Here is a 12805-nt window from a genome sequence, read left to right on the forward strand (position 1 = left end):
TAGCCGCGCCGCGAGACAGATCAAACCAACGCCACAAGCATGGCGCGCAAGCCGGCAAGCACGCTAGTCTCGCAGCCAATGAAGAGGAGTGGATCATGCCGCTGACATCGTCCGCATTCGGTACCCGCTCGGTCCTGATTCTCAGCCTTTGGCTTGCTGCCGCGACCGCAGCCCCGGCTCAGACCGTGGCGCCGGCTCCCGAGGCCGCAACCGGACGCATCGCCAAGACGCTCGGTACGGCGCAGCGCTACATGGCAGCCGCGGCCAACCCGCTCGCCGCCGCCGCCGGCCGCGAGATCCTGCGCGCTGGCGGCAGCGCGACCGACGCCGCGATCGCGATCCAGCTCGTGCTCAACCTGGTCGAGCCGCAGAGTTCCGGCATCGGCGGCGGCGCCTTCTTCGTCTACTGGGACGAGGCCGGCCGCCAGCTGACCACGCTCGACGGCCGCGAGACCGCGCCGAAGGCGGCCAAACCCGAGCGCTTCCTCGGCGCCGACGGCAAGCCGATGAAATTCGTCGACGCCGTGGTCGGCGGCCGCTCGGTCGGCGTGCCCGGCACGGTCCGGCTGCTCGAAGAGGCCCACAAGCGCTGGGGCAAGCTGCCCTGGGCCGAGGTCTTCGCCCCGGCGATCAAGCTGGCCGAGGATGGCTTTGCGATCTCGCCGCGCCTCAACGGCCTGCTCGCGCTGGAGAAGAACCTCGGCAAGGACGCCCGCGCCGCCGCCTATTTCTACGAGGCTGACGGCAAGCCGAAACCGGTCGGCGCCGTCCTGAAGAACCCGGCCTTCGCTGCCACTCTGCGCGCCATCGCCGGGCGCGGCGCCGACGCCTTCTATGAGGGCGAGATCGCGCAGGACATCGTCGCGACTGTGACCGGCCACAAGGACAATCCCGGCGACATCACGCTCGCCGACCTCGCTGCCTACAAGGTCGAGGAGCGCGCGCCGGTCTGTGGCCGCTATCGCGCCTATACGCTCTGCGGCATGGGCCCGCCGAGCTCAGGCGCCGTCGCCGTCCAGCAAATCCTCGGCATGCTCGAAACCAAGGACATTGCCCGCCTCGGCCCCGGAGCCGAGGCAGCGCATTGGTTCACTGAAGCCAACAAGCTCGCCTTCGCCGACCGGGCGCTCTATCTCGGCGACCCCGCCTTCGTCAGCGTGCCGACCCTTGGCCTGGTCGACGAGGATTATGTTCGCGAACGGGCCAGGCTGATCGGCCCGGACAAGGCCATGGGCAAGGCCAGCGCCGGCACCCCCCCGAACAAGCGCGCCCTCCTGCTCGCGCCCTCGGATGGCATCGAGAACGGCACCAGCCATATCTCGGTGATCGACAGCCAGGGCAACGCCGTCTCGATGACCACGACGATCGAGGACGGCTTCGGCTCACGCCTGATGACCAAGGGCGGCTTCCTGCTCAACAACGAGTTGACCGACTTCTCGTTTGCGCCATCGGAGGACGGCAAGCCGGTCGCCAATCGGGTCGAGCCCGGCAAGCGCCCGCGCTCATCGATGGCGCCGACCATCGTCTTCGACGCCTTCGGCCGACTCTACGCCGTCACCGGCTCGCCCGGTGGCAGCCAGATCATCGGCTATGTCGCCAAGACGCTGGTCGCCCTGCTCGATTGGAAGATGGACCCGCAGCGCGCCGTCGACCTCGCCAATTTCGGCAATCGCAACGGCCCGACAGAGCTGGAAAAGGGCACGGAAGCCGAACCGTGGAAGGCCGCATTGGAAGCCAAAGGCCATGAGATCAGGCTGATCGAGATGACCTCGGGTATCCAGGCGATCGTCAAGACGCCGGAAGGCTATCTCGGCGGCGCTGACGGCCGGCGCGAGGGCGTGGCGATCGGCGATTGAGGGTTCATCAGCCTGTCACAAGGCAGGCGCTGGGTGCCGGCCCCGCCCCTAGGGATCGCCACCATGCGCATCACCGCCTCCGCCCTGCTGGCCGCAGCGCTGCTTCTCGTCGCCCCGGCCTGGGCCGGCGAGGGCAAGCCCTTCGCTACCGCCGAGACCATCGACCTCCTGACCGTGCTGAAGCCGCCGCCAGCCAATGATTCCGCGCAGACCAGGGCCGAACTCGCCGAGGTGCTGACCATCCAGGTCACCCGCACTCCGCAGATGGAAGCGCAGGCGCAGGCCGATGTGGTCGAGGATGTCTGGCGCTTCTCGGATGTGATGGGCCCGGCCTTCAAGCCGGAGGCGTTGCCGGCCTTCTCGGCCTTCTTCGACCGCGTCGTCGCGACCGAAGGCGCCGTCGTCGACCCCGCCAAGGACAGCTGGAAGCGCCCGCGCCCGCACCAGTACAGCCCGCTGGTGAAGCCGGTGGTGAAGCTGTCGAATTCGGGCGCCTACCCGTCCGGCCATACCACGGTCGGCACGCTGATGGGCATCGTGCTGTCGAACATGGTGCCGGAGAAGCGAGCGGAGATCATGGCCCGCGCCTGGGCCTATGGCGAGAACCGCATCGTCGGCGGCATCCATTTCCGCGCCGACATCGAGGCCGGCCGCATCGCGGGCAGCGTCATCGCCATCAGGATCATGGAGCAGCCGGACTTCCGCACCGAATATGCCGCGGCCCGCACGGAGCTGCGCAAGGCGCTCGGGCTCTAAGTCAGCCCTGCTGCGGCAGATCGGGGCGCTCGGCGTTTTCGCCGCCCGCCCCGCGCCCGGCAATCAGCCAGTAGACGAAGCCGGTCGCGGCCCCGACCAGGAAAAGCGCCGACACGACCTGCATTTCGCCGGCACTCGGCGTCCTGGCCATGCCGAGCATGGCGAGCGGTAGCAGCGCCGCCAGCAGGCCGGTGAGGCCGCTCTGGATCAAACCACTGCGCAGACGGAAGAGCTCTGACGCAACCGCGACCAGCACCACCGGCAAGATCAGGATGGCGAAGCCGAGCCGGCCGAGCAGCGCGAACGCCGCCTCGGCGGTCGGGCCGGGATCGAAGCCGCGTTCGGCCTGGGCGAACAGCGCCGACAACAAGCGATCGAAGCCGCCGCCGATCAGCAGGCCGAGATCTGGCGAGGCGACGCCGGCGATCAGCAACGCGACCAGGCCCGAGCCGATCGCAAACAGCAGCGCGAACGGGATCAGCAGCAGCCAGCGCAGCATGTCAGTGCGCGGCCGTCGCGGCGTCGACTTCGCCCTGCTCCAGCATCAGCCGGGCGCGAGCGGAGAGCTTCTCGGTCTCGCTCTTGAGCTGGCCGCAGGCGGCAAGGATGTCGCGTCCGCGCGGCGTGCGCACCGGCGAGGCATAGCCGGCCTTGAACACGATCTCGGAGAAGCGCTCGATCCGCTCCCAGTCCGAGCATTCATAGCGCGTGCCGGGCCAGGGGTTGAACGGGATCAGGTTGATCTTGGCCGGGATGCCCTTGAGCAGGCGCACCAGCTCGCGCGCCTCGGCATCGCTGTCGTTGACGCCCTTCAGCATCACGTACTCGAAGGTGATCCGCTTGGCGTTCGACAGGCCGGGATAGTTCCGGCAGGCGTCGAGCAGATCCTTGATCGGGTACTTCTTGTTGAGCGGCACCAATTCGTTGCGCAGATCGTCGCGCACCGCATGCAGCGAGATCGCCAGCATCGTGCCCATCTCGTCGCCGAGAGGACCGATCTGCGGCACCACGCCCGAGGTCGAGACGGTGATGCGCCGGCGGCCGAGCGACAGTCCCTGATCGTCGGTAATCACGCCGATCGCATCGCGGACGCCGTCGAAGTTATAGAGCGGCTCGCCCATGCCCATGAAGACGATGTTCGAGACGAAGCGCCCGCCATCATTGGGAACGAAGGCGCCATCAGGCGCGCTGCGGTTCGGGAAGTCGCCGAGCCGGTCACGCGCCACCATCAACTGCGTGACGATCTCCTCGGTGGTGAGGTTGCGCACGAGCCGCTGCGTGCCGGTGTGGCAGAAGGTACAGGTCAGCGTGCAGCCGACCTGGCTGGAGACGCAGAGCGTGCCGCGATCGACCTCGGGAATGTAGACGCATTCGATCTCGGCGCCGCGGTCGCGCGGACCGGTTGGCGCCATGCGCAGCAGCCATTTGCGGGTGCCGTCGCTGGAGACCTGCTCGGCGGTGACCTCCGGCAGGTCGAGCGTGAAATGCTCGGCGAGCTGAGCGCGCAGGCCCTTGCCGATCGTCGTCATTTCCTGGAAGTCGCGGACGCCGTAATGGTAGATCCAGTTCCAGAGCTGGCCGACGCGCATGCGCCGCTCCTTCTCGGGAACGCCGATCTCGGCCAGCGCCTCGGCAAGGCCGGCGCGCGTGCGCCCGGCCAGAGAAGGCCGCCGCATAACAGGTTCGGCCGCCGGAGAGGCGGCTTCAGCAACAGAGAGATTCATCGGAACTCGGCTCGCAACGGGCGATCTCGCCCGGAATTGGCCGCCTCATAGCACGAGAGCGGCCTATCGCGAAATCAGCCTATTTGCAGGCGTCCTCGGCCCGCTTGACGATCTGCGAGATGCCAGCGAGCGAATACTTGTCGCTGGTCGCGTTGCCGCGCTTCGAGGTGCCCTTGATCTCGAGCCCTGAGCCCTTGCGCAACGCATCGAGCATGCGGCCTTCCTCGGCCGGGTTCTTCAGCCAGACATTCTGGCCCTTGGCGACCAGCGCGAAGCGGTCATTGCCGATGATCGCCTGATGCTCGACATCTTCCTTGAGGTCGAAATTCATGACGAGGCTGATCTCGTTGCGCACGCCCTCGCCCGGCCGGCTGGAGATGAACAGCAGGCCCTCGACATCCTTGAGATTGGCCGGAACGCGGGTTTCGGCCTTGGACAGGGCGTAGCAGATCTTGGAGCGGCCCTGCTGCGAGGAGAAGGCCTGCCATTTGCCGGCGGTTTCGAGCAGGAGCGCCTGGCCCTGCCCACCGGCAGCGGCGGGCTTCGCCGGCGCCGGCTTGGCAGCTGGAGCGCGCTGGGCCTGCGCCGGAACGGCCGCAAAGGTCAGAGCCGCCAGGCCGAGCAGGGCAGCGGCCTGGAGCGAATGACGGGCGGAAGAGAGAGCCGGAATGCGAATCATGGATCGCCAGTAACCAACAAAAACCTTAACGCCGAATGGAGAATGCGCGGGATCGGCGATCCGGAATATCGCAGCGCGACGGATAGAATGTCACGATCCTGGCGAAATTGCGAATGGCTGCTGCGGGCGCGCCGAGCCGATGACGCCTTCTCCTTCAATAGTTTAGAGAGAGTGCCAACCCGGTTCCGTTCGGCTTACGCCTGTGCCAGCCTTGTGCAGCTGCGAAGGAACCGAGCGAACGAGGGATGGAGGATCGATGAAGGCGCTGCTGTGCGAAGCCCTCGGGCCAGCGGAGAATCTGGTGATCCGCGACCTGGCCGAGCCCAAGCCCGGGCCGGGCGAGATCGCGATCCGGGTCAAAGCCGCGGCGCTCAACTTCTTCGACACCCTGGTGATCCAGGGCCGCTACCAGGTGAAGCCGCCGCTGCCCTTCTCGCCCTCGGCCGAATGCGCCGGCGTGGTCAGCGCCGTCGGCCAGGGGGTCACGCAATGGCGGGTCGGCGAGCGCGTCGCCGCCTGGCTCGGCCATGGCGCAGCCCGCGAGATCGTCATCGTTCCTACCGAGGCAGCGATCCGGATTCCCGACAGGCTCGACGATCATCAGGCCGCCGGCCTCTTCGTCACCTATGGCACGGCGTTGCACGGGCTGATCCAGCGCGGCGACATCCGGCCGGGTGAAACACTCGCTATCCTCGGCGCCGCCGGCGGTGCTGGTTTGGCCGCCGTCGAGATCGGCGCCCTGCTCGGCGCGCGCGTGATCGCCTGCGCTTCCTCGCCGGAGAAGCTCGCGCTCGCCCGCGAGCATGGCGCACAGGAGGGGCTGGATTATGCCGCCGCCGACCTTCGCGCCGGCCTGCGGCGTCTTTCTCCCAATGGCCTCGACGCGCTCTACGACACGGTCGGTGGCGAACTCGCCGAGCCGGCGCTGCGCGCGATGGGCTGGGGCGGGCGTTATCTCGTCGTCGGCTTCGCCGGCGGCGAGATCCCTAGGATCCCCCTCAACCTCCTGCTGCTGAAGGGCTGCGACCTGCGCGGCGTGTTCTGGGGCGATTTCGTCCGGCGCGATTCGGCCGGCCATCGCGCCAATATGGAGCGCCTGCTCGCCTGGGCCGCAGCCGGGAAGATCCGGGCCCATGTCCATGGCGCTTATCCCCTGGAGCGGGCGGCGGAAGCCCTCGCGCTGATCGCCGGGCGCAAGGTCCAGGGCAAGGTCGTGCTGGTGCCCTGACCGATCAGAGATCGGTCAGCATCTCCTTGGCCTTCTGGCGGTGCTGTGGCGTGATCGAGCCGGCGACGGCGGCGAGCGCAGCGGCGATCACCGCGGCATCGTCGGTGAAGCCGAGCAGCGGCATCACGTCCGGGATCGCGTCGAGCGGCAGCACGAAATAGCCGAGCGCCGCCAGCAGCGTCAGCTTGACACGCCGCGGCGTCGAGGGATCGCGCGTGCAAACCCAGGCCGCGAGCAGGTCCTCCGCAAAGGGGATGCGCTTCGCCACCCGCTTCAGCCGGGCGATGAACTCGGCCCCAAAGCGCGCCTCGTCACGCAGGCTCCTGCGGATCGACGCCATCTCATCGGGGGTGAAACGCTGTCCGAAACCGAAGCTGTCGCTCATTCCTCTCTCCCTTGGCGCGCCAGATCTCTAGCCCGCCATCGACGCAAAAATGTGGCCCCGCATGAAGGGCTGCACAAGGGATCGACTCAGAATCGCACGTCGAACCCTCTTGGATGCCGGGCATCGCGCCTCTAAACCCCATGCAGCACTATCAGAAGACGCGAGGGACGCCATGAAGCTCGACTCCTCCATCGCCGCCATCGTCACCGGCGGCGCCTCCGGCCTCGGCGAGGGCGCGGCACGCATGCTCGCCAGCCATGGCGCCAAGGTCGCTCTGTTCGACCTCAATGCCGAGCGCGGCGAACAAGTCGCCCAGGAGATCGGCGGGCTGTTCTGCGCCTGCGACGTCACCAGCGAGGCCTCGGTCGACGCGGCTCTGGAAAAGGCCCGCGCCGTCCATGGTGTCGCCCGCATCGTCGTCAACTGCGCCGGCATCGCGCCCGGCCGCCGCGTCGTCTCGAAGAAGCGCGACACCGGCGAGCTCGTCGCCCATGACCTCGCCACCTTCGAGAAGGCGGTCGCGATCAACCTGACCGGCACCTTCCGCCTGATCGCCAAATCGGCGGTGGCGCTCGCGGCGCTCGATCCGATCACCGAGGATGGCGGCCGCGGCGTCTTCGTCTGCACGGCGTCGGTCGCCGCCGAGGACGGCCAGATCGGCCAAGCCGCCTATGCCGCCTCCAAGGCCGGCGTCGTCGGCCTGACCTTGCCGATCGCGCGCGATCTCGCGGGGGTCGGCATCCGCATCGTCACGATCATGCCCGGCCTGTTCGAAACGCCGATGTTCGCCGGCCTGCCGGACGAAGCCCGCGCCTCGCTCGCCGTCTCGGTGCCGCATCCCTCGCGCCTCGGCCGGGCCTCGGAATATGCGGCGCTGGTCAAGAGCATCGTCGAGAACGACATGCTGAACGGCACCGCGATCCGCCTGGACGGCGCGATCCGGCTGGCGCCGAAATAGCCAGCTTCCTATCGCATCTCGTCCTGGCGAAGTCGATGAAGGCTCGCAGCTTCGGCAGGACCTGGTGGCGTGAGGGAAAATACAGGAAGAAGCCCGGTGTCTGCGGGCAGAACGGCTCGAGCACGCGCTCGAGCAAGCCGCGCCGGCAGAGCGGCTCGGCGACGGGATCGAGCATATAGGCGAGGCCAAGCCCCATCACCGCGGCCGAGATCATCACATTGGCTTCGTTGGCAATGATCGGCCCGTCGACGGCGAGCGCAAACTCACGCCCGCCCTCCTCGAACTCCCAGCGGTAGAGGCTGCGGTCGCTCTGGCGAAAATTGATGCAGGCGTGCCGCTTCAGCTCCTCCGGGCGCTGCGGCCGGCCATACCTCTCGAAATAGTCGGGTGAGCCGACCACCGCGAGCTTGAACGGCGTGCTCAGCGGCACCGCAACCATATCGGCCTCGACCAATTCGCCAATGCGGATGCCCGCGTCAAAGCCCTCGGCGACGATGTTGGCGAGCCGGTCGTCGACATGGATCTCGACCTGAACCTCCGGATAGCGCGTGCAGAACTCGGCCAGGATCGGCTCGATCAGGCTCGGCAGCGCCACGCGCGGGATGTTGAGCCGGAGCAGGCCGCTCGGTCGGTCACCCAGGCTCGCCGCCTCCCGGAACGCGCCGAGGATATCGTCGACTGCCGGCCGCGCCCGCTCCAGGAAGCGTCGACCCGCCTCGGTGGGAGCAACGTCACGGGTGGTGCGCGCCAGCAACGCGACGCCGGCCCGCTGTTCGAGTGCCCGCACACTCTGGCTGACGGCCGAGGGCGTGACGCCGAGCGCTGCCGCCGCCGCGGTGAAGGAGCGCTTCTCCGCCACGGTCAGAAGGGCCACGAGCCCGTCGAGATCGCCGCGTTGCATTGTGTAGCAATACTGAAAGATTCGTTCAGAATACAGCGGATTATCGTAAGGATCGCCCTTGGTTAGGGTTCCCGCACCGGCTCAACAGCCTCAGCAGGGAGACCGCCATGACCAATGCAAGCAACGATCGCCGCACCTTCATCCGCACCGCCATGGCCGCCAGCCTCGGCATCGGCCTGATCGCCACCGCCCGTGCCCAGCCGGCTCCGTCCGGCGCCTTTGCCGGCAAGGTGGTGCTGATCACCGGCGCCACCTCCGGCATCGGCCGTGTCACCGCCGAGCTCTTTGCCGCGCAAGGTGCCAGGGTCGCCTTCTGCGGCCGGCGCGAAGCGCTTGGCCGAGAGGTGGAGGCCGGCATTCGCGCCAAAGGCGGCGACGCCTTCTATCTCCGGGCCGATGTCCGCGATGAGGCGCAGGTGAAAGCCTTTGTCGATGCGGTGATCGCCCGCTATGGCCGGCTCGACATCGCCTTCAACAATGCCGGCGCCGACAAGCCACCTGCGCCGATCGCCGAGACCGCGACGGATGGCTTCGACGATCTGATCGCCACCAATCTGCGCGGCGTCTTCCTCGCCATGAAGCACGCGCTGCCGCATCTGGTCGCAAGCAAGGGCGCGATCGTCAACATGGCCTCGATCGGCGGCCGCCACGCCTTCCCGAACATCGTCGGCTACGGCGCTTCCAAAGCGGCGGTGATCCACATGACCAAAGCGGCAGCGCAGGAATACGGGCTCGACGTCCGCATTAACGCGATCGCGCCCGGTCCGATCGAGACCGCGATGCTGGAGCGTGTGCGGCGCGACTGGAAGGTAACGAACGAGCAGCTCGCAACCGCCTATCCGGCGAAGCGCATCGGCCGGCCGGAGGAGGTCGCCGAGCTCGTGCTCTGGCTGGCAAGCCCGGCGGCGTCCTATGTCAACGGCCAGACCATCGGCGTCGATGGCGGCGGGCTGGCCTGAGACGGCTACTCCGTCACTTCCGGCCGCTTGATCTCGTGCTTGAGGATCAGTGGCGTCTGGGCGAGCGCGAAGATCATGGTCAGCGGCATCACGCCCCAGACCTTGAAGGCGACCCAGAAATCCTGCGTCTGGGTGCGCCAGACCACCTCGTTCAGGGCCGCGAGCACGAAGAAGAACAGGCCCCAGCGCAGCGTCAGCCGGCGCCAGCCCTCCTCGTCGAGCTGCAGCACGCTGTCGAGCACCAGCGCCAGCAGCGAGCGGCCGAAATAGAGCCCGCCGAGCAGGATGCAGCCGAACAGCGTGTTCACGATCGTCGGCTTGACCTTGATGAAGAAGGCATCGTCGAGCGCCAGCGTCAGCCCGCCGAAGACCGTCACCACCACGGCGTTGACGATCGCCATACGCGGCAGATGGTTCATCACGAGCTTCGACAGCACCAGCGCGATCAGCGAGGCCGTGATGAAGACGCCGGTGGCGACGAAGATGCGCCGGTCCTCGGCGACGCCGAACCAGCGATCGCCATAGGAATTGACGAAGAAGAAGATCGCCAGCGGCCCGAACTCGAGCGCGAGCTTGACCAGCGGATTGATCGGCTTGGTCTCGGTCGGATTGCCCGCCGCGCCGTTCATGCCGCTTCTCCCAGTCCTGCAACGGCGCGGGCGAAATCCCGTGCCGAGAACGGTTCGAGATCGTCGACGCTCTCACCGACGCCTATGAAATGTACGGGCAGGCCAAACTGGGCAGCCAGGGCCACGAGAATGCCACCGCGCGCCGTGCCGTCGAGCTTGGTCATTACCAGGCCGGTGACGCCGGCCGTCTCGCGGAAGGCTTCGACCTGGCTGACCGCATTCTGGCCGACGGTGGCGTCGAGCACGAGCAGCGCCGCATGCGGCGTCTGCGGATCCAGCTTGCGGATCACCCGCACCACCTTGGCCAGTTCGTCCATCAGCCCCGTCTTGTTCTGCAGCCGCCCGGCCGTGTCGATCAGCAGCACGTCAGTGCCCGCGGCTTTCGCCTTCTGCAGCGCCTCGAAGGCCAGCCCGGCCGCATCGGCCCCCTGCTGGCCGGCGACGACCTCAGCACCCGTCCGTTCACCCCAGACTTTGAGCTGCTCGATCGCCGCGGCACGGAAGGTATCGCCCGCTGCCAACATCACCGACTTGCCCTCGGCCCGGAACTTGGCCGCGAGCTTGCCGATCGTCGTCGTCTTGCCCGAGCCATTGACCCCGACCATCAGGACCACGAACGGTTTTTTCGTGGCGTCGATCGCAAGCGGCGTGGCGACCGGGGTCAGGATCGCCTCGACTTCGCGCGCCAGGATCGCCTTCACCTCTTCGGGCTCGATCTGCTTGTCATAGCGCCCGTCGCCGACCGCCTTGGCGATCCTGGCCGAGGTCGCAAGGCCGAGATCGGCCTGGATCAGGATGTCCTCCAGATCCTCCAGCGTCGCCGCGTCGAGCTTGCGCTTGGTGAAGAGGTCGCTGATGCCGGTGGTGAGCGCCGACGAGGTGCGCGAGAGCCCGTCGCGCAGCCGGCGCCACCAGCTGCGCCTGGGCTGCACCGGTTCCGTCACAGGCTCCGGCACCGTGATCGGCAGGGGGGCATCCTCACCCAGCAGGATCTCGGGCGCGAGCGGCGTCTCGGGCTCGACCTCGAGAGCGACCTCGGCAACGGGCTCGGCCAGCGGTTCCGGCGCGGGCGCAGGTGCGGGCTCCGGCGGCTGCGCCTGCTCCGGCTGATCCAGTCCGAAAAGCTTCGAGAAGAAGCCGCGTTTCTTCGGTTCGGTCTCGCTCATCGCGCGTCCTGCCGCTGCGAGCGGCGAGCTTCGGGTTGCATGGCGGTGAAGTCTTGGTTTAGCGCAATGCCATGACGAGCCCCGAGCGACCAGCCCTTTCGCAGGACGATCTGCCCTTCGCGCTGCTGCATCGCGACGCGATGATGCTCGTGATCGACAAGCCGGCGGGGCTTCCCGTCCATCGTGGCCCGGCGGCGAAAGGCCGCATCATCCCGGTGCTGACCGACCATCTCGATGCTCTGCGCTTCGGTCTGCCGCGGCGGCCGGAGGCCGCGCACCGGCTCGACAAGGACACCTCCGGCTGCCTCGTGCTGGGCCGCCATCCGCGTGCCATGGCGCAGCTCAACCAGCTCTTTCGCGATGGCCGCATCGACAAGACCTATTGGGCCGTGGTCGAGGGCGGGCCGGCCGATGACGAGGGGTTGATCGACTTAGCCCTGGCGAAGCGCTCACCCGAGCGCGGCTGGTGGATGAAACCGGACCCGGAAGGTCTGCCCTCGCAGACACGCTATCGTGTGCTCGGCCGCGGCCGGCGCGATGGCGCTGTCATCGCCTGGCTCGCGCTCGAACCACTCACCGGACGCACGCATCAATTGCGCGTGCATTGTGCCTCGAGCTTCGGGCCGATCCTGGGCGATGAAATCTACGGCTCGGCGCCACGTGATGCCAGCACCGGCCTTCATCTGCATGCGCAGGGGATTGCGATCCCGCTCAATCCGAAGCGCGAGCCGGTGAGAGTGAGCGCCCCGCCACCGCCCCATATGCAGGCAGCGCTCGCGGCCTGCGGTTGGACTGCCGATGATAAGCTTTCCTAAACCCTAACGCCGCCGCTACCTGCGACAAGACCTCGTCAACCATTCCCTAAGGCGCGCCTGCTATCCCCGGTTGCAGCGAGCGTGGGGCGTTTCATGCTGGACAGGGTGGCGAGAACGGCACAAGCGCGCGATGCGCTGCTGAGCTTTGCGCAGGCGCGCGCCGATATCGCCGCTGACCCCGCAGCCAACGCGGCGCTCGCCACACTGCTGGGCTGGGTCGAGGCCTATCTGATGCGCGAGCACCCCGATCTCGGCCGCACCGGCGCCGTCTGCCCCTTCACCCGCCAGGCCGCACGCATCGACACGGCAAGGCTCGCAATCTGCTCGGCGAACCCGGAGGAGGAGGAGCGCGCCTTCGCTCTGATCCGCGGCAGTTTCGGCGCGCTCGACGCCATTGTGTCCAAGCCCGGCATGGCGCATTTCCGCACCGTCATCGTCGGCTTCCCGAACTGCGCCGATGAGCGTGGCATCGCGATGCTGCAGCGGGTGCAGAAGCGGCACAAATTCTATTCGCTCGCGCGCAGCCGGATGGTCGGGCTGATGTACGAAGGTTCGGAGGCGCCGGGGTTGTGGAATCGCGACTTCCGGCCCTTGCGGGCGCCGCTGCCCGTCCTCGCCATCCGCCATATGGTCGAGCACGACGCCCCCTTTGCGGCGCGTCATCCACTTCTGCTCGTGCCCTATCTCGCGAAGTTCCGCCTGGCAGGCGGACGGCGCCTGATCGACCATCTTCGCGGCCAGGGTTGAGG

The 12805-nt window shown here is 67.7% G+C and carries 14 protein-coding genes; 7 read left to right on the forward strand and 7 right to left on the reverse strand.

Annotated elements, in window-relative coordinates; genetic code table 11:
- The first annotated feature begins 95 nt into the window (after nucleotides 1–95).
- Both ggt and ACWIGM_RS25580 read left to right on the forward strand, forming a co-directional pair.
- Nucleotides 96–1856 (forward strand): gamma-glutamyltransferase, encoded by a 1761-nt coding sequence (gene ggt / locus ACWIGM_RS25575; RefSeq protein ID WP_454028796.1) that lies wholly within the window; start codon nucleotides 96–98, stop codon nucleotides 1854–1856.
- 63 nt (nucleotides 1857–1919) lie between these two features.
- Complete coding sequence (locus ACWIGM_RS25580) at nucleotides 1920–2612, forward strand: acid phosphatase (RefSeq protein ID WP_454028797.1); 693 nt, start codon at nucleotides 1920–1922, stop codon at nucleotides 2610–2612.
- Nucleotide 2613: 1 nt separating this feature from the next.
- On the opposite strand, the gene ACWIGM_RS25585 is transcribed toward ACWIGM_RS25580, so the two are convergent.
- From ACWIGM_RS25585 to ACWIGM_RS25595, 3 genes are all read right to left on the reverse strand, one after another.
- Nucleotides 2614–3111 carry a hypothetical protein gene (locus tag ACWIGM_RS25585; RefSeq protein WP_454028798.1) on the reverse strand — a complete coding sequence of 166 codons (498 nt, stop codon included), beginning with the start codon at nucleotides 3109–3111 and terminating at the stop codon, nucleotides 2614–2616.
- 1 nt (nucleotide 3112) lies between these two features.
- Entirely contained in the window at nucleotides 3113–4336 is a 1224-nt protein-coding gene (rlmN, locus tag ACWIGM_RS25590) for a dual-specificity RNA methyltransferase RlmN (RefSeq protein WP_454028799.1), read from the reverse strand.
- A gap of 79 nt (nucleotides 4337–4415) precedes the next feature.
- Entirely contained in the window at nucleotides 4416–5015 is a 600-nt protein-coding gene (locus ACWIGM_RS25595) for an invasion associated locus B family protein (RefSeq protein ID WP_454028800.1), read from the reverse strand.
- Nucleotides 5016–5271: 256 nt separating this feature from the next.
- Here ACWIGM_RS25595 and ACWIGM_RS25600 point away from each other — a divergent pair, with 256 nt between their 5' ends.
- Entirely contained in the window at nucleotides 5272–6243 is a 972-nt protein-coding gene (locus ACWIGM_RS25600; protein WP_454028801.1) for an NADPH:quinone oxidoreductase family protein, read from the forward strand.
- Between the two features lie 4 nt (nucleotides 6244–6247).
- Here the strand turns inward: ACWIGM_RS25600 and ACWIGM_RS25605 are convergent, their stop codons facing one another.
- A complete protein-coding gene (locus tag ACWIGM_RS25605) occupies nucleotides 6248–6628 on the reverse strand; it encodes a YkvA family protein (protein ID WP_454028802.1) in 381 nt (126 codons plus the stop codon).
- A 172-nt stretch (nucleotides 6629–6800) separates the two neighbouring features.
- Between ACWIGM_RS25605 and ACWIGM_RS25610 the strand changes: the two genes are divergently transcribed.
- A complete protein-coding gene (locus tag ACWIGM_RS25610) occupies nucleotides 6801–7586 on the forward strand; it encodes an SDR family NAD(P)-dependent oxidoreductase (RefSeq protein ID WP_454028803.1) in 786 nt (261 codons plus the stop codon).
- On the opposite strand, the gene ACWIGM_RS25615 is transcribed toward ACWIGM_RS25610, so the two are convergent.
- Nucleotides 7507–8460 carry a LysR family transcriptional regulator gene (locus ACWIGM_RS25615; RefSeq protein WP_454028804.1) on the reverse strand — a complete coding sequence of 318 codons (954 nt, stop codon included), beginning with the start codon at nucleotides 8458–8460 and terminating at the stop codon, nucleotides 7507–7509. The two genes, ACWIGM_RS25610 and ACWIGM_RS25615, sit on opposite strands and share 80 nt — an antisense overlap.
- Nucleotides 8461–8594: 134 nt before the next feature.
- Between ACWIGM_RS25615 and ACWIGM_RS25620 the strand changes: the two genes are divergently transcribed.
- Complete coding sequence (locus ACWIGM_RS25620) at nucleotides 8595–9446, forward strand: SDR family NAD(P)-dependent oxidoreductase (RefSeq protein ID WP_454028805.1); 852 nt, start codon at nucleotides 8595–8597, stop codon at nucleotides 9444–9446.
- A 5-nt stretch (nucleotides 9447–9451) separates the two neighbouring features.
- Here the strand turns inward: ACWIGM_RS25620 and ACWIGM_RS25625 are convergent, their stop codons facing one another.
- Both ACWIGM_RS25625 and ftsY read right to left on the reverse strand, forming a co-directional pair.
- A complete protein-coding gene (locus ACWIGM_RS25625) occupies nucleotides 9452–10075 on the reverse strand; it encodes a septation protein A (RefSeq protein ID WP_454028806.1) in 624 nt (207 codons plus the stop codon).
- The gene (ftsY, locus tag ACWIGM_RS25630; protein WP_454028807.1) at nucleotides 10072–11241 is read right to left on the reverse strand and encodes a signal recognition particle-docking protein FtsY; all 1170 of its coding nucleotides are present in this window, start codon (nucleotides 11239–11241) and stop codon (nucleotides 10072–10074) included. The genes ACWIGM_RS25625 and ftsY overlap by 4 nt, the downstream gene beginning before the upstream one ends.
- Before the next feature lie 71 nt (nucleotides 11242–11312).
- Here ftsY and ACWIGM_RS25635 point away from each other — a divergent pair, with 71 nt between their 5' ends.
- Both ACWIGM_RS25635 and ACWIGM_RS25640 read left to right on the forward strand, forming a co-directional pair.
- A complete protein-coding gene (locus ACWIGM_RS25635) occupies nucleotides 11313–12056 on the forward strand; it encodes an RluA family pseudouridine synthase (RefSeq protein ID WP_454028808.1) in 744 nt (247 codons plus the stop codon).
- A gap of 93 nt (nucleotides 12057–12149) precedes the next feature.
- Nucleotides 12150–12803 (forward strand): DUF6875 domain-containing protein, encoded by a 654-nt coding sequence (locus ACWIGM_RS25640; protein WP_454028809.1) that lies wholly within the window; start codon nucleotides 12150–12152, stop codon nucleotides 12801–12803.
- Nucleotides 12804–12805: the final 2 nt, after the last annotated feature.

This window comes from Allobosea sp. NPDC055332 (genome assembly GCF_053645455.1).